Origin of the sequence: Nocardioides rubriscoriae (assembly GCF_008087085.1) — a bacterium.
Lineage (GTDB): Bacteria > Actinomycetota > Actinomycetes > Propionibacteriales > Nocardioidaceae > Nocardioides > Nocardioides rubriscoriae.
In genome coordinates this window covers 195,640-214,504 of the sequence record NZ_VIYJ01000009.1, presented here as the reverse complement: position 1 = coordinate 214,504, position 18,865 = coordinate 195,640, and the positions used below count along the sequence as shown (strand labels likewise).

Here is an 18,865-nt window from a genome sequence, read left to right as displayed (position 1 = left end):
CACCCGTCGCGTCTACGCGACGGGTCGACGAAAATCTGCGGTGACCCGTCGCGTAGACGCGACGGGTCGGCGTCAGTGGCTCAGCGGGCGGGGTGGATGGTGCCGCGGACCTCGCCGAGGGTGAGGCGGCCGCCGGAGGTCGAGGGCGCGGAGTAGCGCAGCACGACCTCGTCGCCGTCCTCGAGGAAGGTGCGCTCACGACCGGCGACGACGAACGGCTCGCGCCCGCCCCACGACAGCTCGAGCAGCGAGCCGCGCTGGTGGGCCCCGGGGCCGCTGATGGTGCCCGAGGCGAAGAGGTCGCCGGTGCGCAGCGAGGCGCCGTTGACGGTGAGGTGGGCGAGCATCTGCGCGGGACCCCAGTAGTGCGAGGAGTACGGCGGCCGCGCGACGACCTCGCCGGCCAGCTCGACCTCGACGTCGACGTCGAGGCCGCGGGCGACGTCGGGGCCCAGGTAGTCGGCCGGGCGCGGGTCCTGGGCCGGCAGGTCGCACCAGGCGGCGTCGAGCGCGGCCAGCGGAGTCACCCAGTGGCTGATCGTGGTCGCGAACGACTTGGCGAGGAACGGCCCGAGCGGGACGTACTCCCACGCCTGGAGGTCGCGCGCCGACCAGTCGTTGAGCCCCACGACCCCGAAGACGTGGTCGGCCAGGTCGCTGACCGGCACGGGGGAGCCGAGCGGGCTCGGCGTACCGACGACGAAGCCGAGCTCGGCCTCGAGGTCCAGGCGCCGGCTGGGGCCGACGTCGTCGGCGTGCCGCTGGCCGGTCGGGCGTACGACGGGGGTGCCGGAGGCCACGACGGTGCCGGCGCGACCGTGGTAGCCGATCGGCAGGTGCTTCCAGTTGGGCGTCAGGGCCTCGCCGTCGGGGCGCATGATGCGCCCGACGTTGGTCGCGTGGTGCTCGGAGGCGTAGAAGTCGACGTAGTCGGCGACCTCGAAGGGCAGGTGCAGCACCACGTCGGCCACCGGCACGGTCGGCGAGCCTGCGTCCACCAGGTAGGCGACGTGCTCGCGGGTCTCGCGCCACACCTGCGGGCCCAGGGCCATCAGCGGGTTGAGGCTGGGCGCCGCGAGCTCGGGGCGGTCGGTCAGGGCCGCCAGGTCGAGCACCCCGTCGTCGAGCCGTACGCCGACGCGCCGCGGGCCGCCGTCGACGGAGAACACGCCGTAGGGCAGGTGGTCGGTCCCGAAGCCAGTCACCCGCGCGACTCTAGGGCGTGAGCCCCGCCAGGTGGTCGAGCGCGGCCTCCACCTCGGGGGTGAGCCAGCTGCGCACCCAGCGCCGGCCGCGGGCCAGGTCGCCGGGGTCGCCCCACAGCCGCGCGGCGGTCGCCAGCGCGGCGACGGCCTGCGCGGGCGTGCCGCCCACCAGCGACATCGCCAGCTCGCGGTCGAGCGCGGCGTCGACCCAGGCGTCCAGGTCGCCGCCGGGCGGCAGCCCCAGGGGAAGGGCCAGCACCATCTCGGCCTCGGCGAGCACGTCGGCGGCCGCCAGCCACGAGGGCGTCGGGTCACCGAGGGTGGCGACCCGCACGTGCACCACGGTGTCCTCGAGCAGATCACCGCCCGCAACCGCCGCGTCGACCGCCGCCACCACCCGGCGGGCGTTGCCGGCCGGGTCGTCGAGGTCGCGCAGCGTGACGTCGAGGGCGCTCAGCTCGAGCCCGTGCCGGCGGCAGTACGCCGCGGGGCCGGCCACCTGGCCGGCGCCGCCGGTCAGCACCACCCGCAGGTCCCCGGCGTACCCGACCAGGCGGGGCAGCTCGTCGTCGCGCACGGCCCGGTCGCCGACGACCGGGGTCGAGCGGCGTACGACGGGAGCGGCCGGGTCGGCGGGCAGCGGGGTCGCGTCGTCGAGGAACCGGGTCCAGGTGTCGGTCCAGGTGTCGGTCGAGTCGTCTCGGGTCGCCACCGCGTTAGTGTCCCAGGCATGGCGTACTACCGATCGCTCGGCGAGGTCCCGCCCACGCGGCACACCCAGCACCGCGACCCGCAGGGCCGGCTCTACTACGAGGAGCTCATGGGCGAGGAGGGCTTCTCGTCGGACTCGTCGTTGCTCTACCACCGTGGCGTGCCGTCGGCGATCGTCGGCTCGGAGGTGTGGGAGCTGCCCGACCAGGTGCGGGTGCCCAACCACCCGCTCAAGCCCCGCCACCTGCGCCTGCACGAGCTCGAGACCGGCACCGACGCCGTCGAGGACCGGCGCCTGGTGCTCGGCAACGGCGACGTGCGGATCGCCTACGTGACCACGGGCGTGGACGCGAGCGCGCTCTACCGCAACGCGATCGGCGACGAGTGCGTCTTCGTCGAGGCGGGCTCGGGCGTCGTCGAGACGGTGTTCGGGGTGCTGGCCTACCGGGCCGGTGACTACGTCGTGGTCCCGCGCGCCACGACCCACCGCTGGGTGCCGGCCGAGCCGTCGCGGCTCTACTGCATCGAGGCCAACAGCCACATCGCGCCACCCAAGCGCTACCTGTCGCGCTACGGGCAGCTGCTCGAGCACGCGCCGTACTGCGAGCGCGACCTGCACGGCCCCGTCGACGTCCACCTCGTCGACGACGCGACGGCCGCGAGCGAGGTCGAGGTGCTGGTCAAGCACCGCACGTCCGGCGGGGTCGTCGGGACCCGGCTGACCTACGCCACCCACCCCTTCGACGTCGTCGGCTGGGACGGGTGCCTGTACCCCTACACGTTCAACATCGACGACTACATGCCGATCACCGGCAAGGTCCACCAGCCGCCGCCGGTGCACCAGGTCTTCGAGGGCTGGAACTTCGTGATCTGCAACTTCCTGCCGCGCAAGGTCGACTACCACCCGCTCGCGGTGCCGGTGCCCTACTACCACTCCAACGTCGACAGCGACGAGGTGATGTTCTACGTCGCCGGCGACTACGAGGCGCGCAAGGGCTCGGGCATCGGTCTCGGCTCGATCTCGCTGCACCCCGGCGGCCACGCCCACGGCCCGCAGCCCTCCTCGATCGAGGCCTCGCTGGGCGCCGAGCGCTTCGAGGAGTCGGCCGTCATGGTCGACACCTTCGCTCCGCTCGAGCTCGGCGAGGGCGGGCTGGTCGTCGAGGACCCCGACTACGCCTGGAGCTGGGCGCGAGGCCTCGACCACTGACTTGGCGGCGTCGGTCACCCTGGTGGCATGCGTCTCGTCTCCGCCCTCGCCACGACCGGACTCGTCGTGGGGCTGCTCGCCGGCTGCTCCGACGACCAGACGAACGGCTCGGCCGGCGCCTCGGGCGACGGCCCGCGCAACGCGCCGAGCTCCGAGACCCGCACCGGCTCCCCGGACGACCCGCCGCAGGAGGACCTCCGGGTCACCGAGACCCTCACCGGCCTGACCACGCCGTGGGGGCTCGCCCCGCTCGACGACGGTGGCCTGCTCATCGGCTCGCGCGACACCGCCGAGATCCGGCTGCTGGCCCCGGGCGCCACCGAGCCCCAGGTGGTCGGCCGGGTCGACGACGTCCGGGTCGAGGGTGAGAGCGGCCTGCTCGGCCTGGCCCTGAACTCCGACGAAAAGACGCTCTACGCCTACCGCACCGGCGACACCGAGAACGGCATCGTGAGGATGACGTGGGACGGCCGGACGCTCGGCACGCCCGAGGAGGTCGTGTCGGGCATCCCCGGCGGGGCGTCGTTCCACCAGGGCGGCGGACTGGTGATCGGGCCCGACGACCTGCTCTACGTCGGTACCGGCGACAACGGCAACCCGCCCGACGCCCAGGACCCCGACTCGCTGTCGGGCAAGGTGCTGCGCTTCACGCTCGACGGGGAGCCGGCGCCCGACAACCCGTCGGGCACCGCCGTCTACAGCCTGGGTCATCGCAACGCCGAGGGCCTGGTCTTCGACGACGACGGCCGGCTGTGGGAGTCGGAGTTCGGGCAGGACCGCTTCGACGAGCTCAACCTGATCGAGGCCGGCGGCAACTACGGCTGGCCCGAGGTCGAGGGCACCGGCGGCGGCGACGACTACACCGACCCGAAGGCCGTGTGGAGCACCGACGACGCCTCCCCCTCGGGCATCGCCTGGTGGGACGGCGACCTGTGGCTGGCCGGGCTCAAGGGCGAGACGCTCTGGGAGGTCCAGCCCGACGGCCCCGACGTCTCGACCGTCACCGACCCGGTCGCCCACTTCACCGCGCGCTACGGCCGCCTCCGCAACGTCGTGGCCGCCGACGACGGCACCACGATGTGGCTGGTCACCTCCAACACCGACGGCCGCGGCGAGCCGGTCGCGGGCGACGACCGGTTGCTGTCGATCTCGCGCTGAGAGGATGGTCCACATCGGCTGCGGCGGTCTCGAGGCTCGTCGCCAGGGCTCCTCGCACCTCGACCGGCGTGGGTCGAGGCACCGGGGTCAGCGGCTGGAGGCCGCCTTGAATTGCCGGACCGACAGCGGCACGAACACGGCCAGGATCAGCACGACCCACGCCAGCGTGTAGACGACCGGGTGCTGCATCGACCAGGCGTCGGGGGCGGGCTGGCCACCGGTGTTGCCGAACAGCTCGCGGCTGGCCTGGGTGATCGTGGAGACGGGGTTGTAGAGCACGAAGGTGCGCAGGACGCCGTCGAACGACTCGGCCGGCACGAAGGCGTTGGAGACGAAGGTCAGCGGGAAGATCACCACGAACGACGCGTTGTTGACGACGTCGGGGCTGGGCACCAGCAGGCCGACCCAGGCCATGATCCAGCTGACCGAGTAGGCGAACAGCAGCAGCAGGAGGAAGGCGAGCAGAGCGTCGCCGGCGCTGCCGCGGATCCGCCAGCCGACCACCAGCCCGGTCAGCGCCATGAAGAGCAGCGACAGCACGTTGTAGACGACGTCGGACGTCGTGCGGCCCACGAGCACCGCGGTGCGCGACATCGGCAGCGACCGGAACCGGTCGATGATGCCCTTCTGCATGTCCTCGGCCAGGCCCGCTCCGGTGAAGGTCGCGCCGAACACCACGGTCTGGGCGAAGATGCCGGCGATGAGGAACTCCTTGTAGCCGACCGCGCCCGGCGGGGAGATCGCGCCGCCGAAGACGTAGGCGAACAGCAGCACGAACATGATCGGGCTGATCAGCACGAAGACGAGCACCTCGGGCACCCGCTTGATCTTGACCAGGTTGCGCTGGGCGACGACCCAGCCGTCGGTGAGGGCCTGCGTGGTGCTGCTCATGCGGGGACCTCCGCGTCGTCGCCGGTCGTGGTGGTGTCGGCGTCGTGGCCGGTGAGGGACAGGAACACGTCGTCGAGGGTCGGACGCCGCAGGCCGACGTCGAGGACGCGCACGCCCTCGGTGTCGAGGTCGTCGAGCAGGCGGCGCAGCGCGGCGGTGCCGTCGCGGACGGCCGCGCCGACCGAGCGGTCGTCGACCTGCACGTCGCCGAGCGCGTGCACGCCGAGCAGGCGGCGTACGGTCTCGACGTCACCGGCCTGGGCCACGACCACCTCGACGCGCTCGCCCCCGGTCTGGGCCTTGAGCTCGTCGGCGGTGCCGCGGGCGATCGCCCGGCCCTGGTCGATGACGACGATGTCGTCGGCGAGGCGGTCGGCCTCCTCGAGGTATTGGGTCGTCAGCAACAGGGTCGTGCCGGAGCCGACGAGCTCGCGGATCACCTCCCACATCTGCTGGCGCGCGCGCACGTCGAGGCCGGTGGTCGGCTCGTCGAGGATCAGCACCGGCGGCGCAGCGACCAGCGCCCCGGCCAGGTCGAGGCGGCGGCGCATGCCGCCGGAGTAGGTCTTGGACGGTCGGTCGCCGGCGTCGACCAGGTCGAAGCGGTCGAGCAGCTCGCGGGCCCGCTCCTGCGAGCGCTTCTTGGGCATGCCGTAGAGACGGCCGACCATCGTGAGGTTCTCGTAGCCGGTGAGGTACTCGTCGACGGCGGCGTACTGGCCCGACAGCCCGATCCGGCGGCGCACGCCCCGGGGGTCGGCGACGACGTCGACGCCCGCGACCGTGGCGCTGCCGCCGTCGGGCACCAGCAGGGTCGCCAGGCACCGCACGGCCGTGGTCTTGCCGGCGCCGTTGGGCCCGAGCAGCGCCAGCACCGTGCCCTCCGGCACGGACAGGTCGAGCCCGGCCAGGGCCACGACGTCCTTGTAGTGCTTGACCAGGCCCTCGGCCCGGATCATGTCCGCCATCGTCGTCCTCTCGCTCCACCCGTCGTCCACCGGCTCGTCTGCTGCGGACAGTAGTGACCACCGCCGACACCCGTCCTCATCGTTTCCTGAGAGGGTGTCGCCGTGGTGAACGTGGTGGTGGTCGGAGGCGCCAACGTCGACGTGGTCGCCCGCCCCCGCGCCCGGGCCGAGCAGGCGACGAGCACCCCGGGGACGGTCACCGTCACCGCCGGCGGGGTGGCCCGCAACATCGCGGAGGTGCTGGCACGGCTCGGGACGCCGGTCCGCCTCGTCAGCGCGGTCGGCGGCGACCAGCACGGTGACCTGGTCGTGGAGGCCAGCACCCAGGCCGGCGTCGACCTCACCCACGTCCGCCAGGTCGCGGGGTCCACCGGTGCCTACGTCGCCCTCCTCGACGTCGACGGCGAGCTGGTGGGCGCCGTCTCCGACATGGCCGACTGCGACCTCGCCCCCGACGACCTCGACCCCGCGATGCTCGCGGAGGCCGACCTCGTCGTCGTCGACGGCAACCTGGCTCCGGCCACCCTGGCCCGTGCGCTCGACCTGGCCGGCTCCGTGCCCGTGGCCCTCGACCCCGTCAGCGTCCCCAAGGCGGCGCGGCTGCGCGAGGTCCTGCACGGACGGCGGTTGTTCCTGGTCTCGGCCGGCGAGGCCGAGCTCGCCGCGCTGGGCGACGTCGACGCCGAGCTGGTCTGGGAACGACGCGGCCCCGACGGCTCGACGCTGACGGGCGCTGCGGGGACCGTCGACCACCCCGCGCTGCTGGTCGAGGACGTCGTCGACGTCACCGGCGCCGGCGACGCCATGCTCGGGGCCTTCCTGCACGCCTGGCTGGGCGGGGCCACCCCGGCCGAGGCGGCGGCGTACGGTCACGCCGCTGCCGCGCTGACCGTCGCCAGCGCCCACACCGTGCGACCCGACCTGACCGACACGCTCGTGAGGAGCCTGCTGTGACCAGCCCACCTGGACCCGTACGTCTGACCGACGAGGTGCGTGACGCGCTGGCCGACGGCCGGCCGGTCGTCGCGCTGGAGAGCACGATCATCAGCCACGGCATGCCCTACCCCGCCAACGTCGCGATGGCCACCGAGGTCGAGGCGATCGTGCGCGAGGCCGGCGCCGTCCCCGCCACGATCGCGGTGCTTGGCGGAGTCCCCCGCGCCGGGCTCACCGAGGCCGACCTCGACCTGCTCGCGAGCGACCCCGACGTCGCCAAGGTCAGCGTGCGCGACCTGCCCCACGTCGTGGCCCGCCGCGGCCACGGCGCGACCACGGTCGCTGCGACCATGCGGCTCGCCGCGCTGGCCGGCATCGACGTCTTCGTCACCGGCGGCCTGGGCGGCGTGCACCGCGGGGCCGCCGAGAGCTTCGACGTCTCCGCCGACCTCACCGAGCTCGCCGTCACCCCGGTCACCGTGGTGTGCGCCGGGGTCAAGAGCATCCTCGACATCGCGCTGACCCTCGAGGTCCTCGAGACCAACGGCGTGCCGGTGCTGGTGCACGGCAGCGACGAGTTCCCCGCGTTCTACTCCCGCTCCAGCGGGTACGCCGCCCCGTCGCGCAGCCACTCGGTCGCCGAGCTCGCCGCGACCATGACCGCCGCGCGCACGCTCGGCCTGACCAGCGGCATCGTGGTCGCCAACCCGGTCCCCGAGGCCGACGAGATCCCCGCGGCCGAGATCGGCGCCGTCATCGAGCAGGCCCTGGGCGACCTCGACGCCCTCGGCATCGGCGGCAAGGACGTCACGCCCTACCTGCTCAAGCGCATCGTCGAGCTCACCGGCGGTGCGAGCCTGGCCACCAACATCGCGCTGGTGAAGAGCAACGCCCGCCTCGGTGCGGCCCTGGCGGTGGCCTACGCGGGCTGACCCCCGCGCCGCGGTCATCCACAGGCTCCGCGACGACGGTGGCGCGGGTCCTGGATCCTGCCCACCCTGGGGCGATGGACCACGGGGCGATGCAGCGACACCTGCGACGTCAGAGCGGGGTGGTCTCGCGTCAGCAGGTGCTCGCCGCAGGTGGGGACGACGACCTGATCGGTCGGTCGATCCGTCGGCGTGAGTGGGCCCGGGTCCACGAGGGCGTCTACGTCGACCACACCGGACCGACGACCCGCGCGCAGCGTGAGTGGGCGGCCGTCCTGCTGCACGCGCCGGCTGCCTTGGCCGGTGTCGCAGCGCTCCGGGCGCACCGGGTGGAGGTCGGGGGGCGACCGGACCGACGCGACGTGGTCGAGCTGGCGGTCGACCGCTCCCGGCGGGTCGACGACCCGCCCGGCGTACGCACCATGCAGCTGCGACGCTTCGCCGAGCACGCGCAGCTCGGAGCCTCGCCGCCCCGGCTGCGGCTCGAGCCGGCAGCCCTGCTGCTCGCTTCGCGAGCCGCGACCGAGGACGCCGCCGTGGCCGTGCTCGCCGACACCGTCCGGAGCGGTCGCACGACGTCCACCCGACTCGGGGGAGAGCTCGACCGCTTCCCCCGGCTGCCCCGGCGCGCTCTGCTGGGTGCTGTCCTGCTCGACGTCGGAGCGGGGGCCGAGTCGCCTTTGGAGCGGCGCTACCTGAGGGACGTCGAGCGCGCCCACCGCCTGCCCGTGGGCGAGCGGCAGGTCACCGAGGCCACCCGGGTGGTCGACGGTGAGGTGATCCGTGTCGTCCGACGCGACGTCCGCTACCGCGCCCAGGCGACGCTCGTGGAGCTCGACGGGGTCCTGGGCCATGCTGCGGCGCTCGACCGTTGGTCCGATCTCGACCGCGACCTCGTGGCTGCCCTCCACGGATCGGTCACGCTCCGTGCCGGCTGGCAGCAGGTCCTCGCCGCGTGTCGCCTCGCGGTGATCGTCGGGCAGGTCCTTGGCCTGCGCGGGTGGAGCGGGAGCCCCGCGACCTGTGGCCCGGACTGTGCGGTGCGACCGGCGAGGATCGCCTGAAGAGGGAGGGGGGCGATCCTCGCCGGTCGGCCTTCACGTCCCAGCGCGCCGCCGCCCCCTAGGGTCGGGGCGTGCACTACGTCGGGATCGACCTCGCCTGGGGCGACAAGAAGCCGACGGGCGTGGCCGTCATCGACGCCGACGCCCGTCTGCTCCTGGTGCGCGCCGTGCTGGGGGACGACGAGATCGAGGCCGCGCTGGCGGCGTACGACGGGCCGTGCCTGGTCGCGCTCGACGCGCCGCTGGTGGTCAGGAACGAGACCGGCATGCGGCCGGCCGAGCGGGCGCTGTCGGCCGACTTCCGCCGCTACGACGCGGGCACCCACCCCTCCAACACCGGCAAGCCCGAGTTCGCCCACGGCACCCGGGCGGCGCGCGTGGCCAAGCGGCTCGGGCTCGACATCGACCCCCGCTCGGGCCGGGCGCGGCGGGCGATCGAGGTCTACCCGCACCCCGCGACGATCGTGCTCTTCGGGCTCGACAAGGTGCTGAAGTACAAGGCCAAGCCGGGACGCGACCTCGAGCTGCTGCGCAGCGAGCTGCTGGCGCTGATGACCCACGTCGAGGGCGTCGTCACCACCGACGAGACCTGGCAGGCCCTGCGTACGTCGGTCGAGACGGCCACCCAGAAGGCCCAGCTGCGCCGGGTCGAGGACCAGGTCGACGGCGTGCTCTGCGCCTACCTCGCGCTCTTCGCCGACACCCGCCCCGACGAGGTCACGCGCTACGGCGACCTCGAAACCGGCTACATCGTCACCCCCAGCCTCGACGCCCGTCCCCTGGCCCGCACCCACGCCGACGTGGTCGCCGAGGCGGTACGCACCTACGGCGCCCGGCACGCCGAGCTCACCCGGCTCGGCCACGACGCCGTCGACCTCGTGCGCGGCATCCTCGACGAGGCCGGCATCAACTACCTGTCGGTGACCGGGCGCACCAAGACCGTCGCGTCCTTCGCCGAGAAGGCCGCGCGCACCGTCGCCGGCACCCCGTTGTACGACGACCCGCTGACCCAGCTCACCGACCAGGTCGGCGTCCGCGTCATCACCTACGTCGCCGGCGACGTCGACGCCGTGGCCGACGTGCTCGCCGAGCAGGTCACCGTCACCGACGACCGCGACCTGGGCCAGGAGACCGCCAGCGAGGGCCGCTTCGGCTACGCCAGCCGCCACCTGCTGCTCGACCTCGACCGCCAGCTCGTGCAGGTGCAGATCCGCACCGTGCTGCAGCACGCGTGGGCCGAGTTCGAGCACGACATCCGCTACAAGGGCACGGTCCCCGACGAGCACGCCCGCGAGTTCGACCGCCGCTTCACCCTCGCCGCGGGCCTGCTCGAGCTGGCCGACCGCGAGTTCGCCGAGATCCGCGACCGGCTGCGCGGCGTCGCGCCCGCGGTCACCACCGAGGCGGCGCCCTCCGACGACGACCCGCGCCTGGACCCCCGCGAGCTCGCGGCCTTCCTGGCCGGGCAGTACGCCGACGCCGAGTGGTCGCGCGCCGAGCACTACGGCTGGATCGCGGGCCTGCTCCTCGAGCTCGGGGTGACCTCGCTCGACGAGCTCGGCGACGTGCTGCGCTCCGCCGACGAGGCCACGATCGCCGCACGGATGGACTACCGGCACCCTCCCGGCGCCGTACGTCGCATCGACGACGCCCTGCTCCAGGTCTTCGGCGAGCAGTACGTCGCCCTGCACTCCAACGCCCACCGCCGCCCGCTGCTCGCCCAGCGGCTGGAGCGGCTGCGCGGCGAGGCCTGAGCCCTCGGGTCCGGCCGGGTCAGGCCGGGATGGCCGGGTCGGTCGTCTGGCCCGCCGGCAACCCGGTGTAGGCGCACTCGGTGAGCGTGAAGTCCTTGAACTCGGCGAACTCCGGCGACGAGACGTTGGCCTCCTGGTAGTCCTCGGCGGGCAGCCCGGCGTAGTAGCGCACGGCGTCGAGCAGGGTCTCGGTCTTGGCGGAGGGCTGGTCCTCGGCGAGCTGCTCGGCCAGCGGGACCGCGTCCTCGAAGCGCGCGATCGTCGCGTCGAGGTCGCCCAGGTTGAACTGGTCGATGCCCTGGCGGACCAGGTCGCAGACCTCGGTGTCCGCCAGGTCGGGGCCACCGGGGCCCTGCGGCGGTGGGGCGAGGGGCGCCGACGGTGACGAGGGGGTCGTGCTCGCGGGCCCCGCCGGGGCGCCGCTCGCCTGGTCGTCGCCCGATCCCGAGCACGCGGTCAGGCCGAGCAGCAGGACCACCGTGGCGAGCGCCTTCACCCTGTCGACTCTACGGGTCGTGACCACGGCGTACGGTCGAGCAATGACCCCGACCGACCTGCTGACCGACGCCTTCGAGCGTGTCCACGAGGGCACGCAGGCCGTGCTCGACGGCCTCACCGACGACCAGCTGCGCCACCGTCCCGGGCCTGACGCCAACCCGATCGGGTGGCTGGTCTGGCACCTGCTGCGGGTGCAGGACGACCACGTCGCCGGTGTCGGCGGGCACGACCAGGTCTACGGCGACTTCGTCGACCGCTTCGACCTGCCCTACGGCCCCGTCGAGCACGGCTACGGCCACACCAGCGAGGACGTCGCGGCCTTCCGCGCCCCGGCTGCCCTGCTCGCCGAGTACGCCACCGCCGTGCACGAGCGCACCCTGGCCTACCTCGCGACCCTCGGGCCCGATGACCTCGACCGGGTCGTCGACGAGCGCTGGGACCCGCCGGTCACCCTCGGCGTGCGCCTGGTGAGCGTGGTCAACGACGACACCCAGCACGTCGGGCAGGCGGCGTACGTGCGCGGGCTGCTCGGCCTCTGACCTGGTAGCTCAGAGTCGGGCACCACGCTGGTTGAGGTGCGAGGAGCCCTGGCGGCGAGCCTCGAAACCCCGCAGCCGGCGCTGCCAGGGTGACCACGCGGGCTGGCGGCATCACTCACCGGGTCTCGAGGCTCCTCGCCAGCGCTCGTCCCACCTCGGCACCTGCGGGTGGTTCGGCTCGAGGAGCGCCCGAACGGGGACCGCCGCTCAGTCCAGGCAGTACGCCGTCACCGCGGCGACCCCGACCACCGGCGTGTCGACGTAGTAGCCGTAGGTGTCGACGAACTCCTGCGCGGTCGCGAGGTCGTCGAACATCATGGCGCTGACCAGCGTGCCGTCGGCGAGGCCGAGGGCCTCGGCCGCGCCCTGGTAACAGCCGACCTCGCCGACGTAGGCGGCGTCACCGAAGTGGGTGACCTCTCTGATCTCCCGCTGTGAGGCGCGCAGCGCGGCTGGGCGACCCGCAGCCAGCACGACCAGCCCGTAGGACCCGCCCTGGACGGGCTCCTCGACGCTGGCCGGCAGGGTCACCTCCTGGTCCTGCGGGTCGCCCTCGTCGTGGCAGTAGCCGGTCACGGGGACGGCGGCCGCGAAGGCGTCGGGCTCGGCGCTCTCGTAGGAGGACACGAACTGGTCGGCCGCGGCACGGTCGGCGAAGACCAGGTGCGTCACGGGCAGGATCGAGGACAGGTGCCAGGCCCCCTCGATGCCCTGCAGGCACGACGCGGTGGTGACCGACGCGTGGTAGCCGTAGCGCTCGACCGCCTCACCGGCGTCCGGATCAGGGCCGAGGTAGACCACGACGTAGGAGCCGCCGTCCTGCGGGTCGGTGACGTCCTGGGGCCACGACACCACGTCGGCCGGGCTGTGGTCGGCGGTCGCCGCGGCAGCCGCGGGGTGGTCCGACGTGTCAGTCGACGTGTCGGCCGCGGTGCCGGCGGGGGTGCCGGCAGCGCGGAGGTCGCCTTGGTCGACGGTGCCGCAGCCGGTCAGGCCGACGGCGAGGAGCAGGGCCGGGACGAGGGTCAGGGAGCAGCGGACGTGCATGGGGTGGACCTCCGGGAGCAGACGGCGCGCCGCGGTGGCGCGCTCGGTCCGTGCGATGCGACCGCCCGCCGAGAAGTTGCAAGGGCCTACCAGGGACTGGGCTCGAAGTCCTTGAGGAAGTGGCCGTGCAGGTCCTCGCCGGCCTCGCCGCGGACGACCGGGTCGTAGACGCGCGCGGCGCCGTCGACCAGGTCGAGCGGGGCGTGCCAGCCCTCGGCGGCGATCCGCAGCTTGTCGTGGTGGGGGCGCTCGTCGGTGATCCAGCCGGTGTCGACGGCGTTCATCAGGATGCGGTCGGTCTCGAACATCTCGCCGGCGGAGGTGCGGGTCATCATGTTGAGCGCGGCCTTGGCCATGTTGGTGTGGGGGTGCCCAGGACCCTTGTAGCGCCGGGAGAACTGGCCCTCCATGGCCGAGACGTTGACGACGTGCGCGCGGCCCGACGGCGCCGCGAGCGCGGCCGCGGCCAGCGCCGGGCGCAGCCGCGAGACCAGCAGGAACGGTGCGACCGAGTTGCACAGCTGCACCTCGAGCAGCTCCAGCGGGTCGACCTCGTCGACGGTCTGGGTCCACGAGTTGCTGGTGACGACGTCGGGCAGCAGCCCGCCCGCGTCGACGGCGGTGCCGTCGAGGTGGGCCTCGAGCGAGGCGTGCCCGGCCTTGAGGGCCAGAGCGGTCAGGGTCGCGGCGGTGTGGGCGGCGCGGGCCTGCTCGAGCGGCTCGCCCTCGTGGTGGGCGACCGGGGCCGCGGCCAGCGCCCCCGAGATCGACGCCGGGTGCAGCTCGGAGATGCGGTCGAACATCACCATCTCGGGCAGGTCCACACCGTGCGGCAGCGGCTCGCGCTCGGCCTCGACCAGCGGCGCGTAGGAGCCGGGTTGGCGGCGTACGGTCTGGCAGGCGTTGTTGACCAGCACGTCGAGCGGCCCGGCGGCGGCCACGTCGTCGGCGAGCGCGACGACCTGGGTGGGGTCGCGCAGGTCGATGCCGACGACCTTGAGCCGGTGGATCCAGTCGCCGCTGTCGGCCAGGCCGGCGTAGCGACGCACCGCGTCGTGCGGGAAGCGCGTGGTGATCGTCAGGTGCGCGCCGTCGCGCAGCAGCCGCAGCGCGATGTACATGCCGATCTTGGCGCGCCCGCCGGTCAGCAGTGCGCGGCGTCCGGTGAGGTCGGTGCCCTGGTCGCGCTTGGTGTGCGACAGTGCGGCGCACGACGGGCACAGCCAGTGGTAGAAGGCGTCGACCAGCGTGTAGTCCTGCTTGCAGATGTAGCACCCGCGGGGGTTGAGCAGCTCGCCGGCGAACTGCTGGCCGCTGGTCGCGGCGCTCGAGGTGAGCAGCAGCCCCTCGGTCTCGTCGTCGATGCGCAGCGGGCTGCCGGTCGCGGTCGCCTCGGTGACGGCCCGGTCGTGGGCGAGCTCCTCGGCGCGCTTGGCGAGCTTGCGGTCGCGCTTGATCGCCTTGTACATCTTGGCGGCGCCGCGCTTGACCGCCACGTGGGCCGGGTCGTCGTCGGGCAGGGTGTGCACCATGCCCAGGACCCGCAGGGTGGTGTCGAGGTCGTCGGGATGGATCACCGGTCGAGTCTAGGAGCGGGCGTCAGTCCTCGTGGACCACGGTCCTGGTGACGCGGTAGCGCACGAACGACGGTACGGCGAGCGCGGCGACCACCACGCCGACCACGACGAGCACGCCGCCGCCGGCGGCCGCGGCGGCCGTGCCGACCGAGGCGGCCGCGGCACCGTGGGCGACGTCGGCGACGCGCGGACCCCCGGCGACCACGACGATGAAGATGCCCTGCAGGCGTCCGCGGACCTCGTCGGAGGCGGCGTCCTGGAGCATCGAGGTGCGGAAGGCGGCCGAGGCCATGTCGGCCGCACCACCGACGACGAGCATCGCGATCGCGACGACGAGCATGGTGTCGCGCAGGCCGTCGTAGGCCCCGGCGAGGCCGACGGCCGCGCCGAAGCCGATCATCGCCGCGCCCCACAGCAGGATGCAGGCCACGACGGCGCGGCCCTGGGCCGAGACGCGCGAGACCCAGCCTGAGAAGACGCCGCCGATGACGGCGCCGGCGGGGATGGCGGCGAAGAGCAGCGCGAAGGCGATGCCGCCCTCGGGGTCGCCACCGAAGCTCTTGTCGGCGATCTCGGGGAACAGCGCGCGCGGCATCCCGAAGACCATCGCGATCAGGTCGACGACGAACGACATCATCAGCACCGGCTGGGTGCGCAGGTAGGTGAAGCCCTCGACGACCGAGCGCAGCCCGGGCGCCTTGGCCACCACTCCCTCGATGGGCAGCGGCGGCAGCCGGACGACGGCCGACAGCGTCGCCAGCAGCGTGACGGTGTCGATGAGGTAGAGCCACTCGATGCCGAACACCGGGATCAGGGCCCCGGCGACGAGCGGGCCGGCGATACCGCCGGCCATGAAGACCGTCATGTTGAGCGAGTTGGCCGCGGGCAGCAGCGCGGGCTCGATCAGCCGCGGCAGCACCGCCGAGCGGGTCGGCTGGTTGACGCCGAAGAACGCCTGCTGCACCGAGAACAGGCCCAGCAGCAGCCACACGTTGGTGTTGCCGGCGGCGGCCTGCACCCAGAACAGGCCGCTGGTGACGATGAGGCCGAGCGTGGTGCAGATCAAGATGGTGCGCCGGTCGAACACGTCGGCCAGCGCGCCGCCCCACAGCCCGAACACGACCAGCGGCACGAGTCCGAACACCCCGGTGAGGCCGACGTACGCCGAGGAGCCGGTGTCGCTGTAGATCTGGGCCGGCACCGCCACGACCGTCAGCTGGGCGCCGACGACCGTGACGATGTTGGCCAGCCACAGGCGCCGGAAGTGCTCGTTGGCCAGGGGCCGGGTGTCGGCGAAGACCCCCCGTAGGCGGCTCACGCCACGGGGTCGGCGTCGACGCGCGTGACGCCGGCGGCGTGGCGGGCCGCGAGCTCGCGGTAGTAGGGCGGGTTGGTCTCGACCCAGAGCTCCGACGACGTGCCGCCGATCGGCTTGGTCGGCTTGCAGGGGATGCCGGCCGCGACCATGCCGCCGGGCAGCACCGTGCCGGGGGTGACGACCGAGCCGGCCGCGACGAGCGTGCCCGGGCCGACCACCGAGCCGTCCAGGAGCGTGCTGCCGTTGCCGACCAGCGCCTTCTCCTCGACCGAGCGGCCGTGGACGACGCAGCCGTGGCCCACCGTCGCGTCGGGCCCGACCTCGAGGGTCTCGCCGGGCGCGGCGTGCAGGACCGAGTTGTCCTGGATGTTGGAGCCCGCACGCACCACGATCGTGCAGATGTCGCCGCGCAGGACCGCGCCGTACCAGACCGACGCGCCGGCCTCGACCGTCACGTCGCCGATCAGGGTGGCCGTCGCGGCGACGAACGCCTCGGGGTGGACGTCGGGCCGCTTGCCCTCGAACTCGAACAGGTTCACCGGGCCACGCTAGCGAGGTCGCCGACCCCGCCGACCACCCCGCTGGGCACACCCGGCGTCGCTGCTGGGTGAAATCTCGGCGCGAGCCCTCGACCTCGTGCCCCCCGGGGTGCCAGCGTGTCCCTGGTCACCCGCCACGGCCGAGAGCCCCCACGAGGAAGTAGTCGTTTGAGCGCCACCGACGTCGACCTCACCCACCCCTACCTGGCGCAGCAGGCAGGCCGCCCGGTCGTGCTCCTCGACGACGGCGGCCGGCCCGTGCTGGGCCTCGACCTCGCCGCGCCCACCGCCCACCGCACCAGCGGTGGCTGGGAGTCGTGGTCGGTCGAGCTCACCGGGCCCGCCGAGCCGCGACTGCCCCAGGCGACCTACCGCGTGCGCTTCGCCGACGGCGAGGAGGCCTGGCTGTTCCTGGTGCCGAGCGCTGCCGACGCCGACACGTCGACGTACCTGTCCACCTTCACCCGGGAGGCCCCGTGACCCCGCCCGTGACCCCGCCGGACGCCACGCCCGGCGCGCCCGGCTCGCCCCGCGCGACCCGCCGCACCGTCGTCGCGGCCGCGGGCCTGACCGGCGTCGCGCTCGCCGTCCCCGTCTCGCTGAGGCTGGTCCCCGGCCTGCTCGGCGGGTCGGCCGCCGCCCCCGCGCCGCTCGACCGGGCGGCCTTCGCCCCCCACGTCGGGGGCACCTTCCGCGCCGTGCTCGCCGCTACGACGCGCGAGCTCGAGCTCGTCGAGGTGGCCGACCTCGACGACCGCGCCGACCTCGTCGGCGACCCCGAGAGCTTCGCGGTGCGCTTCCGGGGTGCCCGTGACGCCGGGGCCCTCGAGCAGGGCACCTACGAGCTGGCGCGCCCGGGCTTCGCCGCGACCCCGGTCTTCCTGGTCCCCAGCGGCCCCGGCGGCCCCAGCACCCTGACCGCCGTCTTCAACCGGGTGGAGGCACCGCGATGAGCGACCCCTACGTCGGCGAGATCCTCATGGTCGCCTTCAGCCGCGTCCCCACGGGCTGGTTGGCCTGCGACGGCTCGCTCTACGCGATCGCCGACTACGACACCCTCTTCAACCTCATCGGCACGACCTACGGCGGCGACGGCCAGACGACCTTCGCGGTGCCCGACCTGCGCGGGCGGGCGCCGGTGCACCGCGGCACCGGGCCGGGGCTGTCGACGTACGTGCTCGGGCAGACCTTCGGCCTCGAGCAGGTCACGCTCACCGCGCAGCAGATGCCGTCACACACCCACCCGCTGCCGGCCACCACCGGCCTCGCCTCGTCGACCTCCCCGGTCGGCGCGGTCCCCGCGGTGCTGACCCAGGACGCCGGCTACGCGGCCACGGGCACACCCGTCGCGATGGCCGCCGGCGCCGTCTCGTCCGCCGGCGGCAACCTGCCCCACGCCAACCGGCCGCCGTCGCTGGCGGTCACCTTCATCATCTCCGCCTTCGGCGTCTTCCCCCCGCAGGCCTGACAGGAGCACGACGTGGACGGACAGGACCCCTTCATCGGCACCGTCGGCATCGCCGGCTTCAACTTCGCGCCCCGCGGCTGGGCGACCTGCGACGGTCAGCTCCTGCCGATCTCCCAGAACACCGCGCTCTTCTCGCTCCTCGGCACCCAGTACGGCGGCAACGGCACCAGCACCTTCGCGCTGCCCGACCTGCGCGGGCGGGTCCCGCTCAACGCCGGCCAGGGCCCGGGCCTCACGCCGTACGTCGTGGGGGAGACCGACGGTGCGGAGGCGGTCACCCTGCTGACGGCGCAGATCCCGGCGCACACCCACCAGCAGACCGCCTACGGCCTCGCGGACTCGCCGACCCCGGCCGGGGCCGTGCTCGCGCCCGCGCCGTCGCGCGCCTTCCGGCCCGACGGGGGCACCTTCTCCTTCGCCACGCTCGCGCCGACCGGCGGCGGCAAGCCGCACGAGAACCGCCAGCCCTACACGGTCCTCAACTACTGCATCGCCCTCCAGGGCGTCTACCCGAGCTTTCCCTGAGGTGGCCAGACCATGACGACGCAACCCTTCATCGGCAGCCTGATGCTGGTGTCCTTCGGTTTCGCCCCGCGCGGCTTCGCCGAGTGCAACGGCCAGCTCCTGCCGATCAACCAGAACCAGGCGCTCTTCTCGCTCCTGGGCACCCAGTACGGCGGCAACGGCCAGACCACGTTCGCCCTGCCCGACCTGCGCAGCCGGGTGCCGGTCCACCAGGGTCAAGGACCCGGGCTCGGCGTCTACACGATCGGCGAGACCGGGGGTGCCGAGAGCGTCGCTCTCCTCACCTCGCAGCTGCCGCCGCACCAGCACACGCTCACCGCCAGCGGCCGTCAGGCCACGACGACCTCGCCGGCCGGCAGCCTGATGGCCGCCGCCGCCGAGCCGCGGTACGCCGCCGGGGCCGACACCGTGATGGCGCCGCAGGCCCTCGCCGCCGCGGGCGGGTCCCAGCCCCACGAGAACCGTGGGCCCTCGCTCACCCTCACCTGGGTGATCTCCCTCGTCGGCATCTTCCCGTCGCGGAACTGA

General features: G+C 73.7%; 21 protein-coding genes. 12 read left to right on the top strand and 9 right to left on the bottom strand.

The features are described 5' to 3' along the window. Nucleotides 1-80: 80 nt before the first annotated feature. Together FZC61_RS17215 and FZC61_RS17210 are read right to left on the bottom strand one after the other, a co-directional pair. Nucleotides 81-1,205 (bottom strand): fumarylacetoacetate hydrolase family protein, encoded by a 1,125-nt coding sequence (locus FZC61_RS17215; protein WP_148615396.1) that lies wholly within the window; start codon nt 1,203-1,205, stop codon nt 81-83. A 10-nt stretch (nt 1,206-1,215) separates the two neighbouring features. Next, nucleotides 1,216-1,917: a hypothetical protein gene (locus FZC61_RS17210; RefSeq protein ID WP_148615395.1), complete on the bottom strand. Its 702-nt coding sequence runs from the start codon at nt 1,915-1,917 to the stop codon at nt 1,216-1,218. A gap of 18 nt (nt 1,918-1,935) precedes the next feature. Between FZC61_RS17210 and FZC61_RS17205 the strand changes: the two genes are divergently transcribed. Together FZC61_RS17205 and FZC61_RS17200 are read left to right on the top strand one after the other, a co-directional pair. Next, nucleotides 1,936-3,126, top strand: coding sequence for a homogentisate 1,2-dioxygenase (locus FZC61_RS17205; protein WP_148615394.1), 1,191 nt, complete (start codon nt 1,936-1,938; stop codon nt 3,124-3,126). Nucleotides 3,127-3,153: 27 nt separating this feature from the next. Next, complete coding sequence (locus tag FZC61_RS17200; RefSeq protein WP_148615393.1) at nt 3,154-4,284, top strand: PQQ-dependent sugar dehydrogenase; 1,131 nt, start codon at nt 3,154-3,156, stop codon at nt 4,282-4,284. Between the two features lie 87 nt (nt 4,285-4,371). Here FZC61_RS17200 and FZC61_RS17195 read toward each other — a convergent pair whose 3' ends face one another. Together FZC61_RS17195 and FZC61_RS17190 are read right to left on the bottom strand one after the other, a co-directional pair. Further along, nucleotides 4,372-5,175 (bottom strand): ABC transporter permease, encoded by an 804-nt coding sequence (locus FZC61_RS17195; protein WP_148615392.1) that lies wholly within the window; start codon nt 5,173-5,175, stop codon nt 4,372-4,374. After that, nucleotides 5,172-6,134 carry an ATP-binding cassette domain-containing protein gene (locus tag FZC61_RS17190; protein WP_342780338.1) on the bottom strand — a complete coding sequence of 321 codons (963 nt, stop codon included), beginning with the start codon at nt 6,132-6,134 and terminating at the stop codon, nt 5,172-5,174. Before FZC61_RS17190 ends, FZC61_RS17195 begins: the two co-directional genes overlap by 4 nt. Nucleotides 6,135-6,245: 111 nt before the next feature. Here FZC61_RS17190 and FZC61_RS17185 point away from each other — a divergent pair, with 111 nt between their 5' ends. The 4 genes from FZC61_RS17185 (at nt 6,246) to FZC61_RS17170 (ending at nt 10,826) form a co-directional block, all read left to right on the top strand. Beyond that, nucleotides 6,246-7,097 (top strand): PfkB family carbohydrate kinase, encoded by an 852-nt coding sequence (locus tag FZC61_RS17185; protein WP_148615390.1) that lies wholly within the window; start codon nt 6,246-6,248, stop codon nt 7,095-7,097. Beyond that, the gene (locus FZC61_RS17180) at nt 7,094-8,011 is read left to right on the top strand and encodes a pseudouridine-5'-phosphate glycosidase (RefSeq protein WP_148615389.1); all 918 of its coding nucleotides are present in this window, start codon (nt 7,094-7,096) and stop codon (nt 8,009-8,011) included. Before FZC61_RS17185 ends, FZC61_RS17180 begins: the two co-directional genes overlap by 4 nt. Before the next feature lie 74 nt (nt 8,012-8,085). After that, nucleotides 8,086-9,072, top strand: coding sequence for a hypothetical protein (locus tag FZC61_RS17175; RefSeq protein WP_148615388.1), 987 nt, complete (start codon nt 8,086-8,088; stop codon nt 9,070-9,072). A 71-nt stretch (nt 9,073-9,143) separates the two neighbouring features. Next, nucleotides 9,144-10,826, top strand: a complete 1,683-nt coding sequence (locus FZC61_RS17170; protein WP_148615387.1) for a DUF429 domain-containing protein — start codon at nt 9,144-9,146, stop codon at nt 10,824-10,826. 19 nt (nt 10,827-10,845) lie between these two features. Here the strand turns inward: FZC61_RS17170 and FZC61_RS17165 are convergent, their stop codons facing one another. Beyond that, on the bottom strand, nt 10,846-11,322 hold the full coding sequence (locus FZC61_RS17165; RefSeq protein ID WP_148615386.1) for a hypothetical protein: 477 nt from the start codon (nt 11,320-11,322) through the stop codon (nt 10,846-10,848). Between the two features lie 43 nt (nt 11,323-11,365). Here FZC61_RS17165 and FZC61_RS17160 point away from each other — a divergent pair, with 43 nt between their 5' ends. Continuing rightward, complete coding sequence (locus tag FZC61_RS17160) at nt 11,366-11,863, top strand: mycothiol transferase (RefSeq protein ID WP_148615385.1); 498 nt, start codon at nt 11,366-11,368, stop codon at nt 11,861-11,863. Nucleotides 11,864-12,070: 207 nt separating this feature from the next. On the opposite strand, the gene FZC61_RS17155 is transcribed toward FZC61_RS17160, so the two are convergent. The 4 genes from FZC61_RS17155 to FZC61_RS17140 form a co-directional block, all read right to left on the bottom strand. After that, a complete protein-coding gene (locus FZC61_RS17155) occupies nt 12,071-12,910 on the bottom strand; it encodes a hypothetical protein (RefSeq protein ID WP_148615384.1) in 840 nt (279 codons plus the stop codon). An 86-nt stretch (nt 12,911-12,996) separates the two neighbouring features. Then, nucleotides 12,997-14,487 (bottom strand): SDR family NAD(P)-dependent oxidoreductase, encoded by a 1,491-nt coding sequence (locus FZC61_RS17150; protein ID WP_246142753.1) that lies wholly within the window; start codon nt 14,485-14,487, stop codon nt 12,997-12,999. Nucleotides 14,488-14,509: 22 nt separating this feature from the next. Next, nucleotides 14,510-15,805, bottom strand: coding sequence for an MFS transporter (locus FZC61_RS17145; protein WP_148615383.1), 1,296 nt, complete (start codon nt 15,803-15,805; stop codon nt 14,510-14,512). Further along, nucleotides 15,802-16,344 (bottom strand): gamma carbonic anhydrase family protein, encoded by a 543-nt coding sequence (locus FZC61_RS17140; protein ID WP_148615382.1) that lies wholly within the window; start codon nt 16,342-16,344, stop codon nt 15,802-15,804. The genes FZC61_RS17145 and FZC61_RS17140 overlap by 4 nt, the downstream gene beginning before the upstream one ends. Before the next feature lie 168 nt (nt 16,345-16,512). Here FZC61_RS17140 and FZC61_RS17135 point away from each other — a divergent pair, with 168 nt between their 5' ends. The 5 genes from FZC61_RS17135 to FZC61_RS17115 are packed head-to-tail and all read left to right on the top strand — an operon-like array spanning nt 16,513 to nt 18,865. After that, nucleotides 16,513-16,824, top strand: a complete 312-nt coding sequence (locus tag FZC61_RS17135) for a DUF6916 family protein (RefSeq protein WP_148615381.1) — start codon at nt 16,513-16,515, stop codon at nt 16,822-16,824. Then, nucleotides 16,821-17,297 (top strand): DUF6916 family protein, encoded by a 477-nt coding sequence (locus FZC61_RS17130; protein WP_148615380.1) that lies wholly within the window; start codon nt 16,821-16,823, stop codon nt 17,295-17,297. The genes FZC61_RS17135 and FZC61_RS17130 overlap by 4 nt, the downstream gene beginning before the upstream one ends. Beyond that, nucleotides 17,294-17,812 (top strand): phage tail protein, encoded by a 519-nt coding sequence (locus FZC61_RS17125; protein WP_148615379.1) that lies wholly within the window; start codon nt 17,294-17,296, stop codon nt 17,810-17,812. The genes FZC61_RS17130 and FZC61_RS17125 overlap by 4 nt, the downstream gene beginning before the upstream one ends. Nucleotides 17,813-17,824: 12 nt before the next feature. Beyond that, the gene (locus tag FZC61_RS17120; RefSeq protein ID WP_148615378.1) at nt 17,825-18,337 is read left to right on the top strand and encodes a phage tail protein; all 513 of its coding nucleotides are present in this window, start codon (nt 17,825-17,827) and stop codon (nt 18,335-18,337) included. 12 nt (nt 18,338-18,349) lie between these two features. Further along, nucleotides 18,350-18,865, top strand: a complete 516-nt coding sequence (locus tag FZC61_RS17115) for a phage tail protein (protein WP_148615377.1) — start codon at nt 18,350-18,352, stop codon at nt 18,863-18,865.